This window comes from Streptomyces sp. CB01201 (genome assembly GCF_002803085.1).
Classification (GTDB): Bacteria; Actinomycetota; Actinomycetes; order Streptomycetales; family Streptomycetaceae; genus Streptomyces; species Streptomyces hundungensis.
Map to the genome: position 1 here is coordinate 203,202 of NZ_NNBJ01000005.1, position 20,574 is coordinate 223,775.

The window sequence follows — 20,574 nt, forward strand, 5'->3', positions numbered from 1 at the left end:
GCCTTCGTGGACCGTACAGCCTGCCACCGACAATGACCCCATTCGTGCCATGTTCACGCCGCCCGCACCCGGTGCTCCCCCCGCTCCAAATGCCCCATCACTACCTGATGCGCCCGCCACCCATCCGGAAACTTCGGCGGCACGTCCAGATACACAGGACTGCTCCGTGGATGCCGGTCCAGCAGATCCCGGATGCCGGCGCGGGCCACCACGATGCAGGCGAAGCGGTGCCGGGAGAGCAGGACGCACAGGCGGCCCGTCTCCAGGTGGAAGGCGGAGGCGTCCTGGCGGCCGGACAGTGGGTGCCAGACCAGGGTGACGTCGAACTCGCGGCCCTGGAGGCGGTTGGCGGTGTCCACGGTGATGTCGGTCAGGCCGCGGGCGGCGAGGCGGGTGCGGACCGCGTCCGCCTGCACGGTGCGTGCCGTGCCGATCGCGATGCGGTCCGCGGTCAGAGGCTCCCCGTTGACCAGCGCGCCGCGCTCCAGCAGCCGGGCCGCTGTCGCCGCGAGGGCATCCGCTACCTCCGGGTCCTGGTCGAGGGTGTGGCGGGCGGGGAGTTCCAGGTGGCCCCAGCCGGAGTCGGCGGCCCGGGCAAGGACGTCGTCCAGTGGGGTGGAGCCGTGGGACAGGCTGGCGTACGACAGGACGCGCTCCGGTGCCGTCGTGCCGGGGACGAACCGGTAGAAGGGGTAGAAGGCCTCCTCGACCAGGGGTGCCGCCGTCTCCGGGAGGCGCCAGGAGACGGGGAGCTGGTGGCGTACGAGGTCGGGGTTGTGGGCGAGGGTGACGTCGACCGCGTTACGCAAGGGGTCCCAGGTCAGGCCGTGCCAGCGGTCGGACTCCACGGTGGCGAAGGGGTCGAGCTGGCCGGGATCGCCGACGAAGAGGACCTGCGAGTCGTCCTGGGCGAACAGCGGGGCCGTCGCCAGCAGTCCGTCCGAGCGCATCTGGTACGCCTCGTCGACGATGGCCCACCGCCACGGCGCGCACTTGTCCGGCGTGACGAACGACCACTTCTTTGCGGTGGACACCACGACGGGCAGGTCGCGCAGGTCCGCCACCTGGCTGCTCCCGGTGACGTTGGGGTGCCGGGTGACACGGGGCGGAAGGACGTGGCCGCCGGCGTGGAGGCGGCCGAGCGCCAGGCCGGGATGCTCCCGCGCGATGCGGTCCACCAGGTCGTCGACCTGCTCGTTGGTCTGCGCGACGATCATGAGCTGGTGGCCCGCGGACGTCAGGTGCCCGGTGGCCTTCACCACCAGCGTGGACTTCCCGGCTCCGGGCGGCGAGTCCACCACGACGCCCCGGCCGGGCGCGGTGTCGAGGCTGGTCAGGATGCCCTCGACCGCCCGGTCCGCGCGTTCGCCGGGGGTGAGGGCTTCGGGCTCCACGGTGTCGGGAAGGAGGGCGGTCACTCCCAGGTCTCCTCTGCGTCCTCGTCGGTGGGTTCGTACGGATGGGGCGGACCGCCGTGGGTCCAGGGGGTGTTCTCCTCGTCGGGCAGGGCGGACGGCATGGCCGTGGGGTTGAGCGCGGTGTACGTCAGTTCCTCGCCGGTCTCCGCGAGGGTGCCGGGCGGTGCCGGCGGTGTGCGCTTCCTGTCGAAGCCGCCCTTGAGCTGGAGCACCACGGTGTGGCCGCCGTCGTCCTCCTGCCTGACTTCGAGGATGCGGGCCTCCTGGCCGGGCCGGGCCGGGGACTTCACCGCCGTGCCGACCGCCAGGGCGACGCGGGTGTCGGTGCCGGTGCGGAGGGTGATCGTCGGACGCCACACCTGGGATCCGGGACGGTCGCCGGGGACGAAGCGGTCCTCATCCCTGGTCGTGACCGTGCCCGTGAACGCCTCGCCGGTCAGCTCGTACTCCGCCATCACCAGCGGGTCGTCGTACGCGCGCTGCGCCTCGAAGCGGGTGACCGCGTCCTCTAGCCGGGCCAGGCGGCGGGCGGCTCGGACGGCCTGGTCGCGGCGGGCCTGCGGGCGGCCGTCGGCCTCCACGTACTCGGCGTACTCGGAGAACCAGCGCCGGTCGAGGGCCCAGCGGCCGGGGACGTGGGCGCCCTCCGGCAGCTCGCGGAGCAGCTCCACGCCGCGCCACATCAGCCGCCAGGTGGGCAGCATCTGGCCGCTCAGCTCACGGTCGATCTGCCGGCCGACCGCCTCGCGTCCGCGGCCGTCGGACGCCTCGTCGTAGCGCGTCATCAACTCGTGCAGGGTCCGGTCGAAGACCGGGTCCGTGGACGGACCCGCCGGCGGCCACACGGCGGGGTCCTCCGCCTCCCGTGCCGCCCGCGCGCCGTCGCTGCCCTCCGGCGGATCGATCCAGGCGAGCAGGGACGCGAGGTGGGAGTCCTCGGAAGAACTCTGGCCCGTGGCCCAGTTGGCGGCGAGCAGCCGGGTCATCGCGAAGAGCACACCGGAGTTCGGGAACTCGGCCAGGTCCGCGAACCAGGTCAGCCACTTGCCGAGGGTCGGCACGGACTGCTCGACTGCGTACGGCCCCTCGGTGGCGCGCAGCCTGGTCAGCCGACCGAGCAGGCGCACATACGAGATGCCCTCGCCGTTCGGGACGAGGAGCTGCGGGGCCCGCCGGCAGCGCAGGCGTTCCTCTTTCTCCTTGCCGCGGCCGACGGTGTAGGGCTCCGTCTCCGTCCGGCACCCGTCGATGTACGCGAGGAGGAGGGCGGCGAGGCGCTCGGCGAACCGGAAGCGTTCGGCGCGGTTGCGCGGCTGGTGGACGGTCAGCAGGGTCGGGTGCTCGGGGTCCGTACCCGCGAGCGCGGCCAGGGGCGCGCATGCCTCGCCGGCGAGGGTGAGCGGCACCAGGACGAACGGCTTCTCGTCCAGGTGCTGGTGGCGGACGGTCGTCAGCGGTTCGGCACGGCCGGTGCGGGACGCCGTGAGCGTCGCGACGGTGGACAGGACGCTCATGCGGCCCCCCGGCGGAGTCGGCGCAGCCGGGCGGCGGCGCGCAGCAGGTCGGTGGCTTCCGCCTCGGCCTCTCCGGGGGCGGCGACGCCGTCCAGGTAGTCGAGCGCGGTGCGGGTGGAGTCGATGCCCGGCAGGTCGTTGCGCACACCGCTGCCCAGGCGGGCCGGTGAGGCGCATTCGGCGGCCTCGTCGCGGCAATACCGCGCCATTTCGCAGAAGGACAGGCAGGAGGGTGTGTACGACGCGTCCAACGCCTCTATGGAAGAGGAGAGTTCGTCCGCGCTTCGGGTCGTATCCAGGGTCGTCGTCTCGGGGAGCCGGGCCGCGAGGTCCTCGGCGCGCCGCAGCCGCGAGAGCTGGAACTGGAGAGCGTCGAGTTCCTGCCGGAGGTCGATCATGCGGCCGTAGGGGCGGTTGGAGAAGTCCTTGGGGCAGACAAGCAGGAACTCGTGGGAGATCTGCTCGGTGGGCAGGCCGGCCGTCTCGAAGGCGTGGTGCAGCGCGAGGACGTACACCGCGGCCTGCTTGGCCGTCTCGGCGACGGCGGTCGGATTGGCCTGGCCGTCGATCGCCGCGAACGAGCGGATGAGGACGACGTGGAACTTCCCCCCGATGCGGTGGGTGAGCGAGTCCGGCTCCAAGTACGCCGTCTGACCGGCGACTTCGAGGGTGAGCACGGGACGGTCGAGGATGAGCCGTACGTCCTGGCCGGAGGCCACGTGCGCGATGAGGCGGCGGGTCTCCCGCTCGCGCAGGTGCAGGGCCGTGTTGCCCCCTACCTCGTTGAGGTCGGTGACATGGGCCTCCGCCACGGGGACGCAGAGCTGCTCGCGCAGCAGCCGGATGAGCTCGGCGTAGCTGCCCCACTTCACGAGGCCGTGGAACGCCTGTTCGCGGGCGAGAGCGAAGGGTGACTGGCCGAAGCGCGGCTCGTATCCGACCTGCTGGGCGAGCAGCGCCTTGTCCACTCCGGCGGCGTCGAGGACGGCGCGGCGGGCGCAGGCGGGATTGGCGGTCAGGGCGGTGATCTTACGGGCGGTGTACGGCTGAGGGGGCTGCGGTCCGCGCAGCCGCGCGAGTCGGTTGTTGGGAGGTTCGGACTGCTGCGAGGGCATCGTCTCTACTTCGGGAACGTCTTCGGGAGCTCACCGGCGTGCGAGGCGTCTGACGTCATCGCCGTCGTGAAGGGGTCGTCAGGACAGGGTCCCACTCGCGTCGCGCAGGGCGTCACGCATCGGTGCCGCACCGAACAGCTGCTGTACGTCGGAGAGTTGGGGACGGGCGCGCTGCGCGGCCGCTTGCCGTTGCTGGTCGTCCTCCCGCTGGTGGACGGCCGCTTCGGCGTGGGCGGCCGCGATCACGCGGGCGGGGTCGGGTTCCGGGGCCGCGGCATCGTAGGCGCCCGGGATCGTGAGGGCGAAACGGCGCAGCAGCCGCCAGGCCGCGTCGGGGGCCGGATGCCCCGTGGTGGTGAGTCGCTGGATCTGCTCGGCGGTTCCCACCGCGTGGGTGAGGAAGTCGGCACGCGGGCTGAGCGGGCCGATGATCCGCCGCTCCACGGGCCAGGTGGACAGGGCCAGGAGTCCGCGTGCGGGGACCAGGCGGTCGTGGGTCAGTGCCGCGCAGATGTAGTACGGGCGGGCATAGCCCTGTGCGGTGAAGGAGCGCTCCTCGTCGCGGCGCAGGGACGCGAGTTTGGTGGCGACCAGCGACTCGGTGAAGAACGCCTCGTACGTGGACGAGATGAGCTTCGGGGAGGCAGGGGCACCCAGCAGGATGAGTGCCTGGTGGACCTGTTCGCGGATCGGGACGGAGCCGTGCGTCGGGCGCTCCGTGCGGCGTGGTGCGCCTGTGGTTGCCGACGTCTGCGAGGCCGGGGGCTCGGCCGGGAGTGCCTCGCCGTCCGCTTCCGCCTCGGTCTCGAGGGCGTGCTCCCAGGCGGCCTCGGCTTCGCGCAGCGCGCGACGGATGCGCGCGGTTTCGGCCTTGTCCCGTGCGCGCACGGCACCGCGCAGCTCGGTGCGCAGGTGGGACAGGCGCTGCTCGAGTTCCTCCAGTGATGCCGCCATGCGGGGCAGCTTAGCGCAGCAACCAACCTATGCCAAGAACTTCCAATGAGTTCCAAGATTACCTGCTACGGTCGAATGCGGCGGCGCACCCGGCCGGACCGAGGGTGCCGTCTGTTCCGAGACAAGGGGGAGGCAATGAGCCACGACACGACGGCATGGCACAAGCCGCACTGGCTGACTGGGAACGGCGGCCTCGTGCGCGTGGGGCCCGGTACCGGTGGGAGCGAGGAGCACACCTGCCCCTCGCACGCCGCCGCCAAGGCCCGGCCCGGTCTGTGGCCGACCCGGCCTCTCCGGCTTCCGAAGCCGGAGCTCGAGACGTTCACCCTCGGGCCGGTGATGGACGCCGTCGACCGGGTCGAGTTCCACGGTGAGACACCCGACCAGGCCCTGGCGGGGCTGCGCTCCCGCACCCCCGCCCTCCACCCCGGTCACCTGACGTATGCCGAGCACGCCCTCCGTACGTACATAGAAGCGTGCACCGGCGACGGTGAGCAGCGGCTGCGGCCGGTCCGCCCGTACTGGGTGGCCCAGCGGGAGAACGGCAAGTTCTGGGAGATGTACGCCTGGTGGCGCAGGTACGAGTCGGCCGACGGACGACTGCGCGAGTACCGGCGGCTGCGGCACGGCGAGGCCAAGGACTCCGAGCCCGGCGAGATCGCCATCGCCGTGTACGTGGCCGTTCACGGGCGCCAGGCGGCCTGGCCGCGGAAGTGGGCGCGCGCGTTCCAGCCGTACGGACCCACCGCCCGGCCCGGGCGGGTGCGTGTTGTCGAAGTCGGGCTCGCCGACGGACAGCCGCGCGTGCAGTTCGACGGGACGGCAGAGGAGGCCGAGGCGTACTACGCCGAGTACGGACACGCGCACGTGGCCCGTGTCGTGGCGGGCGGCAGGCCGGTACCCGGCTCATCCTGCGTCGACTGCAAGCAGTTCACGGGCTGCGAGGCCGTGCCGCGCAGGCCCGGTGTCCTCGGGCTCTCCTCGCGGGTGGCACCGCTGAGGAAGGTGTCGGTCAGTGATCTGCGCTATCACGCAGCCTGCCCGGCACAGGGATTCCTCCGTGCCCTGCACCTGCCGAAGTCCGACGAGTACGGCAGCGCGGCCAGGCTCGGCCAGGCGGTGCACGGCTGGGTCGAGAAGCTGCACCGGCGCCCGGGACGGCCGCCGTGCGCGGTCCGCGACATGCCCCCGGAGGGCGAGAACTGGACAGAGGGACGCTGGCGGGTCTCCGACGAGGACGCCGCGACCGGTCGGGACATGCTGCTCCACCACATCGACGCCTGTCCCTTCCAGGATGCCGCCCTTATCCAGCGGGTCGAGCCCGAAGCCCTCCGGGTCGTCCACGACACCGCGGCGCAGGCCGTCGTCATCGCCAAACCCGACCTGCTCTATCAGGAGGACGGCTCCTGGGTGTGGCGGGAGCTCAAGACGACACGGAAGCGGCGCCGCCACCACGAGGACCTTCTCGACACCTACCCCCAACTCGCCCTGGCGGTCGCGCTCCTGGCGCAGGGCGCGCTGGGTGGCGATCCGGAAGGCTCGCGCGTCGAGGTGGAGATCCTCCGGCCGGACGGTTCCGATCCCCACGTGATCGACCCGACGGACCCCGGCCGACAGCGGAAGGCGCTGTCGGTGCTGCGGCGATACGCCGGTCCGTGGCGGGAGGACGAGACATGGGACGCCCGCCCCGGACCGCATTGCCAGTCCTGCCCGGTCTCCCGGTGGTGTCCGAGCGCCGCGCCCGACGGCGCCGTCGCGGGAGAGGGGGAGGCGTGACCACGACCGACATGAGGGACGCACGGTCCGAGGACGCCGTCGGCACGGACGAGGGGTTGCTCCGACAGATCGCCAGCGCCCTGGCGTGCCTGTCCCGGCAGAGGACCGTACCCAACCCGGTCTACCCGGCGAAGGTGCAGAACGCGTACAACCGCCTCGTCCTGCACTGCCTGCGCCGGGGCGAGGAACCGCCGGGCAGCGTGCCGCAGATGGTCCGCTGGGCTTGTGAACGGCCGCTGATCGAGTGGCCGTTGGAGCTGCCGCCCGATAACTTTCCCGGAGCGGCCCTGCTCGTCGATCCGGAGACCCGGCTGCCGCACCAGCTGTGTCTGGAGTGGGAGGTGAGCGCGGCCGACCCGGCCGCCGAGCTCTTCGAGAACGAACGCATCCGGGAAGCACTCGCCGTGTGCCGTGCGGCCAAGGCCCCGCAGGCCTACGCCGCGTTCCGGGCTCTGCTCACCTCCAGGCCCGTGCTGACCGGCGCCGAGCTGGCGCTGCTCGGCGGCGATCCCGACTGCGGGGTGCTGCTGCACGACGTGATCAAGCGCTGCTACGAGCCCGTGCCCGCCTCCTACCTGCGGCGCGGCACGTACCGACAGTGCGCTCGCTGCCGCTGCCTGATGGTGCCGCTGCTGCACGGCGGCCACCGATGTGAACTGGACCGGTGCCGCCGCGACGGCACCTCGGACGAAGGCACGCCGCTTCGTGCCGACAAAGGCGGGGTCTTCCAGCTCAGCCGTCCCCTGCGGATGTTCATCACCAGCCCCGGGCTCGCGGAGACCGATCTGCAAGCCGCCCTGGAGAAGAAGTTCGGAATCACCGCCGAGATGTGGCCCAACTACGACGCGTACGACCTGCGCGTCCCCCTGCCGGGGCGACAGCACTGGGCGGTGGACGTCAAGGACCGGGTGAACCCCGTTCTCCTGGCGCGCTCCCTCACGCCGTTCAGGAACGAGCCGCCGTACGACCGGGCGTTCCTCGTCGTGCCCCGCTACCGCTTCCGCGACAACGAGGCGTATGGGCGACAGTTCCGCCGCAACCTGCCGGAGGACCTGGCCGATCGGGTCACCCTGCTGGACGACCGGGCCTTCCTGCGGCTGGTCGCCGATGAGATCTCCACCCCACGTGACAAGGCGGGGGACCCGCGTACCGAAGGAGGACGCCGTGCGTGACCGTAGGGGATGGCACCGGCGCTGCTCGCCGCAGCAGCTCACCGAGGTGTGGCCGGCGAACCTCGGCAGCTTCCGCCCCGGCGACCTTCTCGACGTCGAACTGGGCCTGTACCTCCTGGAGGACGTGACCCCCACCCGCACGGCCGCCGATGTCTGGCCGCTGCTGGGCGGTTACCCGTACAGCGAGGTGTTCGGAGACGTCCGCACCGACGAACAGCGGCTGCGCGTTCTGCGCGCCCGCCACTATCTGTGGGACATGCGGCGACGGCACGCCTGGTCGGAGGCGCTGACCGACTACCTGAAGGTCCCCCAGCACCTGCGCGGATACGACATCGACGGACCCGGCTCCGTACCGAGCCGTCGCGAGCCGTCGCGAGCCGCACGCCGTTTCGAGATCTTCGAAGAACTGCTCAGCACCGCTCCGCGGTTCGCGACGCGGTCCATTCCGTTCGCCGAGGAGGGAGAGCACACCTTCCGGGTGCAGGACCGTACCCACTCCGTGGTGTTCGACGAGGAACTGCTGACGGACACCCTGCCGCGCGCCCACGCGCTTGACGCACCACTGGCCGGGCGTGGAGAGCCCGTCGACGTCACATGGGAAGAGCTCGAGAAGGCCGCCGACGAGATGGACGCCCTCGAGGCGTCGGCACCGGAGAGGGCGCGCAACGGCTGGGCCGGGCGGCTCCGGCGGGTGAAACTGCTCGTGCGCGACGCGGAACTCGGCCGCTTCACCGAACGGGGACGGCTGAGGATCGACCGGCTGCTGCACCTCGTGGGGATGGTGGGAGCCGGCAAGTCCACCCTCCGGGACATCCTGACCTACCACCTCGTGACCCGGACACCCCGCCGAGTCACCATCGTCGTCGGCGATGTGGCCGAGACGCTCGCCGTGGTCGAGCAGTTCAACCGGCTTGGTGTGCGGGCTGCGCCGATCCTCGGGCACTCCACCAGGGAGCGCAACATCAACCGGTTGCACCGCCGCACCGCCACGGCCGGCGCCGCCACCATGCTCGGGCACGACCACGCGGGCTTCGCCTACCTCAGTAGCGCCTGCCCCGTCGACGTGCTGCGCGGCTTGGAGGCCCGCCGCCCGCTCGGCGTCCGTGAAGCACCGTGCATCACGCTGTACACCGCCCCCGAGCAGGAGGTCACGGACAGCGATCCCCTCCTCGATGACGAGAACAGCACGCAGCGCGACGCACGAGGTCCGAAGCCGCAGCGGAGACTGTGCCCGTTGTGGAACCGCTGTCCGCGCCACCGCGGGGCTCGTGATCTGGTCGACGCACAGGTGTGGGTCGCCACCCCGGCCGGTCTGGTGCACAGCTCCGTCCCGCTGCACCAGCACCAGGAACAGCTCCGGTACCTCGAACTCGCATGCCGGCTCAGCGACCTGATCATCGTCGACGAGGCCGACCGGGTGCAGATGCAGCTCGACATGGCCTTCGCGCCGGCCAGCACTCTGGTGGGCAAGGCCCCGAACTCCTGGTTCGACGAGGTCGCCGTCCACAAGTTCCAGCAGATGGCCCGGGACGGCCGGCTCCAGCTGTCCGCCCGTGACGTCGACGACTGGACCAACGCCGTCAACACGGTCAGCGCCGCCACCGACCGCCTCTTCGCCCTGCTCGTCAAGGACGACAAGCTCAGGCGGTGGATCAGCGTCGACTACTTCAGTGCCTTCACCCTCCACAACCTGCTGCTGGACAGCTGGTTCCCGGGGCGGAAGGAGGGCGAACGCCCACCGGCGGCGGCCCGGACGCTGGACGGTGCGCTCGGCCGGTTCCGCGACGACCCGCTGCACGAGCAACAGAGCACGGGAGACGACGATGAAGTGACACCCTTGGTGAACACCTTCGTCCACCTCGCCCTGGAACTCCTGCACGCGCCCCAGGGAGCACGGACGCGTGAGAGGCTGCGCGACACCCTCACCGACATCGTCGGAGACGACAGCACGGTGCTCGCGGACGCCGACCTCCAGGCCCGGCGCTTCGAGTTCACCTTGCTCCTTTCCGCTCTGCACAGCCGCCTCGACTTCATGACCACGCTGTGGCCGCGCGTCGAGGCCGCCCTCAATCTCGAGAGCGCCTCGAACGTGCTCTCCCGCAGGCCCCCCAAGGACTACGAGGCGGTCATCCCCGAGTCGCCCATGGGTAACGTGCTCGGCTTCCAGTTCCGCCACGACGACCGTGAGCGCGATGGTGACCGCAGCGGTGAACTCCGCTTCTTCCACTGCAACGGCGTGGGCCGCGAACTGCTCGTGCGGCTCGGTGACCTGTGCGCCGTGGACGGCCGCCCGGGCCCGCATGTCCTGCTCATGTCCGCAACGAGCTGGGCGGGCACGTCGAGCAGGTACCACGTGCACGCCGACGTCGGTGCCGTTCTGCGTCCTCACGACGAGGAAGTCGAAGCCGTCCTGGGCAGCGAGTTCCGCAAGGAGTTCTTGTACTGGACCGGAAACGACCGGCCCAAGCCGCTGCGCCTGTCCGGCTGCGACCCCGAAGAACGGCCACAGGCCCTTCTGCACATGCTGCACCAGCTCGCGGTGCCCGACCGGAGTCTGCCCGACGCCGAGAGCATGCTGGACGCCGAGCTGAAGGAGATCGACGATCCGGACCGCCGCCGCATCCTGTTGCTCGTCGGCAGCTACGACGAGGCACGTCGGGCCGCCGAGTACCTCAACCAGATCCCCGAGTGGAACGGCCGCGTCACCCGACTCGTGTCCGACGACGCGGACTCCGACACCGCCTGGACCCGGCTGCCGGAGGACGCCGCCGCACGGACACTGCCCCGCGGTGACGTGAAGGCTTTCCCCTCGGTCGGCGGCGACATTCTCGTCGCGCCGCTGCTCGCCGTGGAGCGGGGACACAACATCGTTCTGCGCGATGGCAAGGCGGCCATCGGCACGGTCTACTTCCTGGCACGCCCACACCCTCGGCCCGACGACATCGCGCTCGCCATCCAGTCCATCAACGACTGGGCCGTACGCCAACTCCGGGATGCTGACGGATCCTTCAGGCAGAACGCGCTCGCCGCCGCCACCCCCGACCAGGCGGCTGTGGCGTTCCGCAGCCGCGCACGCCGTCAGTGGAACCGCTTCCTCACCCGGCGGCTGGCCTGGTCCAGCCTGCGGGACGAGGAGAAGACGGCGTTCACCTGGGACCAGCTCGTCGTCATGTGGCAGGTCATCGGTCGTCTGGTGCGCGGCGGCGTGCCAGCCCGGGTGGTCTTCGTCGACGCGGCTTTCTCTCCCAGAGAAGCCGGATTCCAGGACACGGACACCCCCGACACCAGCCTGCTGGCGAGCATGCGTGAGGTGCTCGCCCCGTTCTTCGAGGACGGGAACACGGCGGAGCGGCACCTTGCCCCGATCGACAAGTCCCTGGTCCGTGAGCTGTACGAACCGCTCTACCGCGCCCTGGTGGACATGGGCTGACGGCATCCGTCACCACACCGCACCCCCGACGTGTTCGCGTCGCGTCCGAAGACTTCACGCCTTGCTCCGAGGAGAACCGACACCATGGCCTACAAGTACAACCGTCCGGCGGCGTACCTGCCCGACCCGGCGCAGGGCCCCTTCGTCGTCCCGATGCACACTCTCTCCCTGCCTGCTCACTGGGAGGAACCACTCCTGCGCCTCTACCACGGCGGAATGACCGAGGGGCAGGCCGAGCGACGGCGCCGCGTACCCACAGCGGCTGTCAACCAGCTGATGCGCGCCACCGCGCCGGACATCGTCACGGTCGACTCCACGGCACGGTTCGGTTCGGAGAACCCCTGGCTGTACTGCCAGGACGCGTACCCGATGGCGGTGACGAAACTCTACATCGCCACCTGGCTCAAGAGCCTCCCGCGCGATGCCGGCGATCCCGAGACCGCGGCCCTGCTGATGAACTGCTTTAGTGACCTCGACACCGCGGCTCTCAGCTGGCGGCCCGGCAGGGTCGACCTCCTTGAGCAGAAGGTGTCGCCCGGGGGAACAGCTCTGCCCGCCCCCCACGTGTACCGGTTGCTTCCCGACGTCCTCGCCGAAAGGATCGCGCGCCAGGGACCGTACGAACACCACGGGCAGCAGCTGTCGTTTCGACAGGTCGCCGGCCGCACGGGGGCCAGGGGGCAGGGAAGCGGGGGCGCCGAGCTGATGTCGAACGTGATCGAGTACGTACCCGGGCGGCGCGGTGGCGGCGACGGCAAGCCGGCCCACTACGCGGCGACCCTCCGCATCACCGTGCGCACCGTTCCCTTCTCACCCGTCCCGCGCGTCCACGTGGCCGCCGGCGTGCGTCGGTTCGTCACCGGCAAGGTCTACATGCCGTACGGCAAGGGCGTGTCCGCGTACCTGCTCCCGGACGACTCCCTCGTCCACGACGGTCCGCAGCCGCAGCGTTTCGCCGTCGCCATGCTGGAGTGGAAGAACGGCACCACGGACTGGCGTCAGGGCGGAGCAGAAGGAATGCTCGCCGGGATCAGCGCACTCGACGCACTGCCGTCCCCGGACCGGCTGGTGAAGGAGGCCGACCACTGGATCCACGGCCGAGACGGCATCCGGATCGCGATCGGGCACCAGGCGGCCATGGGCAGGCACACGATCGGCACCGGACTGATGCCCAGTGAACGCCGACGGCTGATCGAGTGGGCGGAGCAGGCGATCGCTCCCGAGTTCGTCTCCGTTCCGAAGCTCGAGCGCAGTGCGTACGCGCGGCCGCCCAAGAAGCAGCTCAAGAAGCTGCCGTCCATTCCCAAGAACATGGAAGAGAAGGATCCCGAAGAGCGCGCGGTCATCCTGGACCAGCGTGAGCTGAACGCGGCCCACAACGCTCAGGTTCTGCGGGCACGCCTGGCCGAAGCCCTCGAAGGGGAAGACCTCACCGCGGTCGTGCTCCACCAGAACGATGCCATCCGCGATCAGATGATCGCAGCGGCGGAGATGGGGCTGGGGCTGGCCGGGCACCGGCACACGCAGGGCCCCGATACCTGGGTGTGGGAGGCGGAGGAGCTGACCGTCCGGCTGCACGCGCGGCCCCTGGGCGCTCTTGGCGCACCGCTGGGAGGCGACAGCGTGCCGCGCCGGGGGCAGGAACACGACAAGGCCGTCGAGGAACGCCGTATCGGTGTCGCGCGGGCGATGGCCGCCCTTCGGGAAGCCGTCCCCGGGGTGCGGCTGGCCTTCGTGGAGCTCGACGGGCAGGATGCCTTCCGCCACGCCAAGCGACGGACCGACCCCAAGCACGCGATCCGCCTCGGCTGCGCGGACGCAGGCCTGGTGACCCAGTTCATCCGTCCACCAGACCCGGATGCGGAGATGGAGGAGGCTCTCGCCGATTCTGGTCTGCGTGCCGCCGCGGCCTGGTCGGACGGCCTGCGCCAGACCGGTATGCGGCTGGTGCCCCAGCACACGCTCGGTGACACGCTCATCCCCGCGAACCTGAACCAGGTGGCCCTCCACCTTGTGGAACGCCGCCTTGATGGGCCCACGGGCAAGCAGCAGTTCACGCCGATCGCGGTTCTCATCCGACCGGGCGCGAAATGCGTGCTGGGCAAGTCGGCCGACATGCACGCATGGGTGCCGTACCCCGAACTCCTCAAGTCTTTGACGGGAAGGGTCGAAGGCAAGAAGAACAGCGCGGAGCAGTCGGCCCTCATGGCGGCCTTCGTCAAGAAGACTCTCGCGCAGCTGCGCAGTACCCCGACGCTCGTTCTGACCCACGCCCAGGACGTCCGGAAGCGCTGGCCATGGCTGAGGAATGACGGGCTGGAACGGGACAGGCTCGGCCTCGACGGGGGTCCCGTTCAGCGGATCGGTCTGTACGGCAAGCAGCTTCGTATCGTTCGGATCGCCGATGGCAGCCGGGACGAAACGGCACAGTGCTGGGCCGAGGCGGAGGAACGCTCTCCCAAGTTGGAGGGCCAGCAGCGTGGGGGCATCGCGATGGGGCTGTGGCGGCCCGGAGTGCGGGGTGACTCGGACCGCGTCTTCTACAGCACGACCGGCAAGTCCGGCTCGCAGCCGAACCTCACCAACGACGACGCCAAACTGACTCCGCACACCAACGCCTCGGGCAACAACGCCTACCGGCCGACGGCGAACGCCTGGAACCCGGACCTCCTCGAACTGACCGTCGCGTGCCTTCAGCCCGGTGACGACGCGGAAGCATGGGCCGTATTTGTCCACCAGCAGCGTTTCAGCGAGGACTACCGTGCTGGTCGCGAGGGGTTGGCTCTGCCCTTGATCCTCCATCTTGCGCGACTCGCGGACGATTACGCTCTGCCTCACGAGATCGAGGAGGCTTTGGATCCGACGGAGCCCCAGGCTGCGGCCGCGCCGGACGACGCTCTGTCGGGCCAGCTGGCCTTCGACTTCGACCTCGATGACGGGGATGACGACGAATGAAGCTTCCCGCTGAGAAGTCGAGGGAGACTCACCCCTCGTCTCCTCAGCGGGTAAGGCCCCTACTACCTCAGGGGCGTAGGTGCGGGTTCAATAAATGCATATGCATGCTCTCGGGGAGTGATCTTGCGGGCCGCGGGAACCTCAACATCAATTAGTCCTGTTGTGCCTGGTCAAGGGAACTCGTGAACGTCCCACCAGCTGAAACCCCTGTTCATCAGGGGTTTTCTGCATTTCTGGGGCGCGGCGCGACCAACCACGCGATCAACGCGGGCCACCGCCGATTCCGGTGCCCGTCAGCTCGGCGTCCCTGTGGTCTCGCCGACCGCCCCGGCGAACGCCTCCGCCTGCGCGGAGGGCCGGAGGCGGGGTCGGACGAGGCCCAGCTCGGAGTCGGGCAGGCCCCGCACCGGGACGAAGGTGATCGAGTCGCGGCGCCCGTGGTACTCGGCCGTGGACCGGCACAGCAGCATGGCGCCGCGGTTGGTTGCCGTCAGACTCAGCCCCTCCTGGAGCGTGTTGACGCTGGGTCCGGCCGGCACGGGGCAGCCGCCCGGGGTCAGGCCGGGCGCCTGTGCGTGGCGCCAGTACTCGGGTGCGCCGCCGGCGATGCCGATGAGCCGGCAGTCGGCCAGCTCCTCGGCGGACAGCGATTCCCGGGCAGCGAAGGGATGCCGGACCGACACGGCGAGGGCCTGCGGCTGCCGGGAGAAGACCGGGCCGAGGACGAGATCGTCCTCGGCCACCGGCAGCAGGACCACAGCACAGTCCACCTCTCGGCGGCGGAGCGGTCCGAAGGGGTCGCAGAGCGGGATCTCGACGATATCGATCGCGCAGTCGGGATACCGGTCGCCGAACCGGGCGATCGCCTCTCCGAGGCAGTCGTCGATCGTCCCCTGGAAGCCGATACGGAGCTTTCCGCCCACGCCCCGCGCGGCGGCCCGCGCCTCGTCGACCGTGGCGCGCAGGGTGTCGTACGCGGGGCGCAGACCGGCGAGGAAGCTCTCACCCAGCGGGGTCAGGCGCACCCGGCGGCTGGTGCGTTCGACGAGCGGTGCGCCGATGCGGCTCTCCAGGGATCGCAGCAGCTGGCTGACCCGGCTCTGGGAGATGTACAGCCGCTCACCCGCCCGCCCGAAGTGCAGCTCCTGGGCGAGCACGAGGAAGGACTCCAGCTCGCGTAGCTCGATAGCGCTCATGGTTCCCTTTCGCCACCCCTGGACCGCCACGCTGCCATACCGCCACGCCGCCGGACCGCCACCCCGCGGTGCGACGCGACCGATCCAGTAGCCCCGCTTATCGAAGGATGAGGGATCGGCCGTTGTTCCCGGAGGTCGGGGCGGGTTGGCTCAGCACATGGCACAGATCGGGGAAAGCGCAGGAACCAGCGGAGTGCCGGAGCGCTCGGCGGCCCGCGGCCGGCTGGGTGTCGCCGCTGTCGCGGGCGCGACGTTCACGGTGGTGACGTCCGAGATGCTGCCCGTGGGGCTGTTGACGCCCATCGGGGCCGCGTTGAAGGTGACCGAGGGCACCGCAGGACTGACCTTGACCGTCACCGGCCTGGTGGGTGCGGTCTCGGCGCCACTGCTGACACCGCTGTGGGGGCGGTTCGACCGACGGACGGTGCTGTGTGCGCTGATGGCGGTCCTGGCGGTGGGCAACCTGCTCGCCGCCCGGTCTCCGAGATTCGCGGTGATGGTGGCCGCCCGAGTCCTGGTCGGCGTGGGCATGGGCGGCGTCTGGGCGATCGCGGCGGGCCTGGCGGTGCGTCTGGTGCCGCCGAGGTCCGTCGGATCCGCGACCTCGCTGATCTTCAGCGGTATCGCGGTCGCGTCGGTGCTCGGCGTTCCGGCGGGCACGTACCTCGGCGAACTGGCCGACTGGCGGGCGGCGTTCCTGGCGGCGGGCGGGCTGGCGCTGGTGGTCCTGGTCGCCCTGGCGGTCCTGCTGCCGCCACTGCCCGCCGAACAGGACGTACGGCTCGGCGGTGTGCTGCGGCTGTTCGGCGAGCCGAGGGTGCGGACCGGCCTCGGCGTCGTGGCACTCCTTGTCACCGGCCACTTCGCCGCGTACACGTATGTGCGCCCCGCCCTTGAGGAGGTCTCGGGGGTGAGCGCCGGGATGATCGGAACGCTGCTGCTGATGTACGGAGTCGCGGGCGTGGCGGGCAACTTCGCGGCCGGCGCGGGTGCCGGGCGATCGCCGCGCTTCACCCTGCTGGTGATCAGCTCGGTGCTGGCGGCCACGGTCCTGCTGGTGCCGGTGCTCGGCGGCTCCGCCCTGACCGCGGGCGTGCTGCTCGCCGTCTGGGGCCTGTCCTACGGAGGCGTGTCGGTCAGCACCCAGACCTGGCTGCTGGCTTCGGCTCCCCGGACTCGGGAGGCCGTGTCTTCGCTGTTCGTCGGCGTCTTCAACGGGGCGATCGCCCTGGGCGCGCTGGCCGGTGGGCTGGCCGCGGACGCTGCCGGGGTCGGCGCGGTGATGTGGCTGGGCGGCGGGCTTGCCGTCGCGGCCCTCGCGCTGACGGCGCTGGGCAAGGCTCCCGCGTCCGGACGACTCTGAGGCCGCGCCCGGGCCCGGGCGCCCCACTGGGACGCAGGGCCGGCCCCCGCCCGCCGCCCCTCGGTTCAGGCGGGCGACGCCGCGCTCGCGCGCTCCTGACGGTTAGTCAGTTGCCATACGTAGAGGATCGCCAGGACCGCGGCCGCCAGGTTCAGCACGTCGGTGGCGATGCACGCGCCGGCGGTCCGGTGCGCGGTCGCCACTTCGTCGCCCGTCGCGGGCAGGCGTGAGCCGATCAGGGGCAGCACCTTCGACGCGACCCATGCGAGCCACCACGCGTTCAACAACGCGAGCGGCGCCCTGCCTCCCGTGTGCGCGGGGGCCGACCTGACGCTCGCGCGTGTCACGTCACGGGCGATCAGCCAGGGCATGACGAAGTTCACGAGCGGCACGAACCAGACCCCGATGGCCCATCCCGGGCCCGTCGAGCACGACCCCGGGTCGAGGGCTTCGGCGTTCGTCCTCGCCCGGTGGAACCAGGCGATGAAGAAACCGGCCGTGGCGGCCATGGCCCACGACTGGAGCCGGGACGCCGGGCCTTCGCGGTCCACGGCGGCGTCGAGGCCGTTCGGCGGCGCGGTGGGGCCCCCGGGCGAAGAGGGCCCTGAGAGTCGGAACGCGTCCACGTCGACGAAGAGGCCGTGGACGGCGGCGGCTGCTGCCAGCAGAAGCAGCACGCCGACGGTCAGCGCCAGCCCGCGCAGCGGACGGAACCGGTTCGCCCCGCCCGCGCCCGCCGTGCGGGGAAGCCCGAGGGTGTCCAGACCGGCGTACGTCTCGAACCCCTTGGCCCAGCCGTCCCCTTCGTCTTCACCGGATCTCATTGATGAACCCGACATACTCCGTTATCCCCCCTGGTCACCACATCGAGCCCCCGCCTTCGGGCGGGTGCCGGGGGACTGTACGACATGGGGGCGGCCGGTCGCGAGTTCTCATCGTTTCTCATCAACTCGACATGGTTGGGGCGAAGTTGAAGGACACCCGCGTCCGTACCCGGGCGGCCGTGGTCGCCGGGGTACGGACACGGGGGAGAGTGCGGTCCTGAGCCGTGAGCCGCCGGGTCAGTACGCCGTCGTCAGCGTCACCCCGCTGAAGGCGCTCTGGCCGTACAGACTGATGTAGCGGTATCCGGCCGCGGTGTTGGTGACGGTGATGCTCTCGCTGTTGCCCGACGTCACCGAGCGGGCGGTGTAGGCCGTGCTGCTCGCCCAGGTGTTGGGGTTGTAGTAGAGGTCGGCGTTTCCGGTGCCGCCCGTGGTGGTGATCCTCAGGGTCACCTTTCCGGCCGGCAGGTAGAGGTAGAAGTAGTCGAGGCCGCCCGTGCCGGCCGCGAGGGCGGAGCGCGAGCAGTTCTGGCCGAGGACGCGGGTGTCGGGGTCCGTGCAGTTCGGCAGGCCGCCGGTCACCGTGACGGCCTTGGAGGTGGTGGCGGTCAGGCCCTTCGAGTCCGTGACGGTCAGCGAGACCGTGTACGTACCGGCCGCCTGGTAGGTCTTCGACGGGTTGGCCGCCGTGGAGGTCGTGCCGTCGCCGAAGTTCCAGGAGCGCGCGGTGATGGTGCCGCCGGTTTCCGTGGAACGGTCGGTCAGGCTCACGGTCAGGCCCGCGACGGCCGCGTCGAACGCCGCCGTCGGGCCGCTGCCCGTGCCGCCGCCGCAGGCGCCGGCGGCACACGCGTCGAGCCAGGTGTTGAAGTCGGCGTCGTACCGCGTGCCGATCCCGGTGCCGTAGACGGCGTACGCGCCCTGGTAGTCACCGGAACGGAACTTGGCGAGCATGTTCTGGACGTCCGCGGGGTGCTTCTCGACCATGTACCGGGTGGCCAGGTAGCCCCACGGGTAGGTGCGGGTCAGGTCCGAGTTGGCGTACGAGCTCTGCCACAGGGTGCTCAGCGCGTAGGTGTGCTGGGCGGCGTCCGCGATGGCCTCGGTGTCGGGCAGGCCGCGGTAGCTGTAGGAGACGTACTCCGCGAAGCCCTCGATCCACCAGATGTCCGGGACGTCCTGCCCGGCGTTGAAGTCGCCGGCCATGTCGTAGCGGCCGTCGAGGTAGTGGGTGTACTCGTGGTTGAGGTTCCAGATGTCGCCGGGGAAGCCGTCGCCCACGCTCTTCACATACGACAGGAAACGGGCCTGGTTGGCCGGGTCGGAGGGGTCGCCCTCCAGGTACTCGCCGCCGTTGTCGGTGCTGTTGCCGAAGATCCAGCCGGAGTACGTCTGGTAGTCCTTCGGGCTCGCGAACGTCACGATCTGGATGTTGGTGTTGTGGTCGTTCGCCACCGGACCGCTGTCCTTGACGATGCCGTGGAAGTACGCGTCCTGGCCCTTGACGCTGGTGCAGGCTGCGGCCAGGGCGGCGTCGCTGAGCGACTGGGCGCGGAAGGTGTGGTCGGCGTCGCAGGTGTAGGTGATCGGCAGCGCGGCGGCGGTGAGTTGGCCGACGAAGTCGCAGGTGCCGTAGTACGAGCACTGCGCCTTGTCGTAGGCGTCGGTCATCGCGGCCACCGCGACCCACAGGGGCGCCGTCGTGCCGGTGATGGCGGAGACACCGAGCAGGCTCTTGACCAGTGGCCGCACCTTCGCCTGGAGCGCGGGGGTGTCCAGGAAGCGGGCCATCTCGCTGCCGGCGTTGGCGTCCAGGTAGAACCACGCGTCGTCGAGCTTCGCGAGGTGGTTGTGGGCGAAGGCGCTCAGCGTGTCGATGATGCTCGGGTCGGCGGTGACCGCCGCGATGTAGGCCGGGTTCCAGTGGCCGCGGAAGAGCGGGGTGAACACGTCGTTGACGGCGGTGTCCATGCTCCAGTACGCGTCGTAGGAGCTGTTGTAGGCGTTGAGCACCTTCTTGTACGTGCTCAGGTAGCGGGCCTGCTCATTGGCGCTGTCGGTCAGGATCAGGACCTCGCCCATGATGTCGCCGTTGGCCGAGCTGACGTCCATGAAGTGCGGGGACGCGACGAACGTGTCCAGCGCCGACTCACTGGCCGTGGCCAGCGCCGTGCCGTAGGGGCCGACGGCGGAGGCGTTGTAGGACTGCACGTAGTAACCCGCGCGCAGGAACAGCACGAGCTGCCACACGTTGGTGGAGTTGTCGCCCGGGTAGGAACGGGCGCCGGCGGCAAGGGCGTTGGCGACCGTGACCATCTGCGCCTCGCGGAACGCGTTGTAGGCGTCGGTGCCGGTGAGGCTGAACAGGGTGTTGACACAGGTCGTGGTCGACGCCTGGACGAAGGCGACCAGGGCCGGTCCCGTGCGGCTGCCGAAATCGCCCGGCGCGCAGGACGCGGCGGTTCCCTTCGCGGCCCTGTTCCGCGCCTCCTGCGGTGCCGGGGAGGTGGTCGGACGGCTCGGGGGGAGGTGCGTCCGGTCGATCGGGGTGCGCCGGGCGTCCGAGCGGTCGGACGCGTCACTCGTCGAACTCAGCGGCCTGGGAGCCGAGTTGGGCTTCGCGGGGCTTGCCCCGGCGCCGGTACGGCCTGCCCCCGGCGAGCCGTCCGCGGCGGCCGCGCGGCTCGGCTGCGCCAGCACGGCGAGGCCCAGGCAGAGTGCGAGGGCAAGTATGAGGAAACCGGTGAGACTTCGTCTCAGTCCCTCTGGTCGGGTGTTCACGTGCCGCCTCCCAGCGGTGTGAAGGCCGCGCCCGGGGCGCGGCGGTGGGGGATACCGCGGGCCTGGGCCGCCCCGC

General features: G+C 70.7%; 12 protein-coding genes. 5 read left to right on the top strand and 7 right to left on the bottom strand.

Annotation, left to right across the window (positions count from 1 at the left end):
• Positions 1 to 53 precede the first annotated feature (53 nt).
• The 4 genes from CG740_RS13120 to CG740_RS13135 form a co-directional block, all read right to left on the bottom strand.
• The gene (locus CG740_RS13120) at positions 54 to 1,418 is read right to left on the bottom strand and encodes an AAA family ATPase (RefSeq protein WP_100575257.1); all 1,365 of its coding nucleotides are present in this window, start codon (positions 1,416 to 1,418) and stop codon (positions 54 to 56) included.
• Positions 1,415 to 2,932, bottom strand: coding sequence for a hypothetical protein (locus tag CG740_RS13125; RefSeq protein WP_100575258.1), 1,518 nt, complete (start codon positions 2,930 to 2,932; stop codon positions 1,415 to 1,417). Before CG740_RS13125 ends, CG740_RS13120 begins: the two co-directional genes overlap by 4 nt.
• Positions 2,929 to 4,047: a hypothetical protein gene (locus CG740_RS13130; protein WP_100575259.1), complete on the bottom strand. Its 1,119-nt coding sequence runs from the start codon at positions 4,045 to 4,047 to the stop codon at positions 2,929 to 2,931. Before CG740_RS13130 ends, CG740_RS13125 begins: the two co-directional genes overlap by 4 nt.
• 78 nt (positions 4,048 to 4,125) lie before the next feature.
• Entirely contained in the window at positions 4,126 to 5,001 is an 876-nt protein-coding gene (locus tag CG740_RS13135; protein WP_100575260.1) for a hypothetical protein, read from the bottom strand.
• Positions 5,002 to 5,136: 135 nt separating this feature from the next.
• Between CG740_RS13135 and CG740_RS13140 the strand changes: the two genes are divergently transcribed.
• The 4 genes from CG740_RS13140 to CG740_RS13155 all read left to right on the top strand — a co-directional run bounded on the left by CG740_RS13140 (position 5,137) and on the right by CG740_RS13155 (position 14,334).
• Positions 5,137 to 6,777, top strand: a complete 1,641-nt coding sequence (locus CG740_RS13140; RefSeq protein ID WP_100575261.1) for a PD-(D/E)XK nuclease family protein — start codon at positions 5,137 to 5,139, stop codon at positions 6,775 to 6,777.
• Positions 6,774 to 7,949, top strand: coding sequence for a restriction endonuclease-related protein (locus tag CG740_RS13145; protein ID WP_100575262.1), 1,176 nt, complete (start codon positions 6,774 to 6,776; stop codon positions 7,947 to 7,949). The genes CG740_RS13140 and CG740_RS13145 overlap by 4 nt, the downstream gene beginning before the upstream one ends.
• A complete protein-coding gene (locus CG740_RS13150) occupies positions 7,942 to 11,379 on the top strand; it encodes a signal recognition particle (protein WP_100575263.1) in 3,438 nt (1,145 codons plus the stop codon). Before CG740_RS13145 ends, CG740_RS13150 begins: the two co-directional genes overlap by 8 nt.
• An 84-nt stretch (positions 11,380 to 11,463) precedes the next feature.
• The gene (locus tag CG740_RS13155) at positions 11,464 to 14,334 is read left to right on the top strand and encodes a pPIWI_RE module domain-containing protein (protein ID WP_100575264.1); all 2,871 of its coding nucleotides are present in this window, start codon (positions 11,464 to 11,466) and stop codon (positions 14,332 to 14,334) included.
• Positions 14,335 to 14,627: 293 nt separating this feature from the next.
• On the opposite strand, the gene CG740_RS13160 is transcribed toward CG740_RS13155, so the two are convergent.
• On the bottom strand, positions 14,628 to 15,530 hold the full coding sequence (locus tag CG740_RS13160) for a LysR family transcriptional regulator (RefSeq protein WP_100575265.1): 903 nt from the start codon (positions 15,528 to 15,530) through the stop codon (positions 14,628 to 14,630).
• A 157-nt stretch (positions 15,531 to 15,687) separates the two neighbouring features.
• On the opposite strand from CG740_RS13160, the gene CG740_RS13165 reads away from it, so the two are divergent.
• A complete protein-coding gene (locus CG740_RS13165; protein WP_100575266.1) occupies positions 15,688 to 16,893 on the top strand; it encodes an MFS transporter in 1,206 nt (401 codons plus the stop codon).
• Between the two features lie 65 nt (positions 16,894 to 16,958).
• Here the strand turns inward: CG740_RS13165 and CG740_RS13170 are convergent, their stop codons facing one another.
• Both CG740_RS13170 and CG740_RS13175 read right to left on the bottom strand, forming a co-directional pair.
• Complete coding sequence (locus CG740_RS13170; protein ID WP_159030290.1) at positions 16,959 to 17,717, bottom strand: DUF4328 domain-containing protein; 759 nt, start codon at positions 17,715 to 17,717, stop codon at positions 16,959 to 16,961.
• 237 nt (positions 17,718 to 17,954) lie between these two features.
• A complete protein-coding gene (locus CG740_RS13175) occupies positions 17,955 to 20,498 on the bottom strand; it encodes a collagenase (protein ID WP_234376229.1) in 2,544 nt (847 codons plus the stop codon).
• Between the last annotated feature and the right edge of the window lie 76 nt (positions 20,499 to 20,574).

What these genes read in the sequence shown, in the direction of transcription:
- CG740_RS13140 (WP_100575261.1), top strand. Translation starts at nt 5,137, where the DNA reads ATGAGCCACGACACGACGGCATGGCACAAGCCGCACTGGCTGACTGGG.
- CG740_RS13125 (WP_100575258.1), bottom strand. Translation starts at nt 2,932, where the DNA reads ATGAGCGTCCTGTCCACCGTCGCGACGCTCACGGCGTCCCGCACCGGC.
- CG740_RS13130 (WP_100575259.1), bottom strand. Translation starts at nt 4,047, where the DNA reads ATGCCCTCGCAGCAGTCCGAACCTCCCAACAACCGACTCGCGCGGCTG.
- CG740_RS13155 (WP_100575264.1), top strand. Translation starts at nt 11,464, where the DNA reads ATGGCCTACAAGTACAACCGTCCGGCGGCGTACCTGCCCGACCCGGCG.
- CG740_RS13165 (WP_100575266.1), top strand. Translation starts at nt 15,688, where the DNA reads ATGGCACAGATCGGGGAAAGCGCAGGAACCAGCGGAGTGCCGGAGCGC.
- CG740_RS13135 (WP_100575260.1), bottom strand. Translation starts at nt 5,001, where the DNA reads ATGGCGGCATCACTGGAGGAACTCGAGCAGCGCCTGTCCCACCTGCGC.
- CG740_RS13160 (WP_100575265.1), bottom strand. Translation starts at nt 15,530, where the DNA reads ATGAGCGCTATCGAGCTACGCGAGCTGGAGTCCTTCCTCGTGCTCGCC.
- CG740_RS13170 (WP_159030290.1), bottom strand. Translation starts at nt 17,717, where the DNA reads ATGAGATCCGGTGAAGACGAAGGGGACGGCTGGGCCAAGGGGTTCGAG.